Below are 217 nucleotides of genomic sequence, written 5' to 3'. Positions count from 1 at the left end.
CGCGTATTGCAGCACGAAGGGAGCGATCTCGCGCAGTTCGGCGAGCAGAGCGGCGCGGTCGATCGGCTCCTGATCGAACCCGGCGCGCAAGGCATCGTGATGCGCACAGAGGCGATCGAGCTGCGGCTCCAGATCGTCCAGATGCGCCAGATCGCACACGCGGATCGCCCGGCGGCCGACCTTGTCTTCATAAGCCGGGCCGATCCCGCGCCCGGTC

The 217-nt window shown here is 68.2% G+C and carries 1 protein-coding gene; it reads right to left on the bottom strand.

The window, feature by feature from the left end:
- A partial coding sequence (locus tag A3736_RS03385) for an adenylosuccinate synthetase (RefSeq protein WP_197465474.1) occupies nt 1–217 on the bottom strand: 217 nt, incomplete at both ends.

The organism is Erythrobacter sp. HI0063, assembly GCF_001635685.1.
Classification (GTDB): Bacteria; Pseudomonadota; Alphaproteobacteria; order Sphingomonadales; family Sphingomonadaceae; genus Qipengyuania.
The sequence above is the reverse complement of the archived record's forward strand: the minus strand, read 5'-3'. Positions and strand labels throughout refer to the sequence as shown.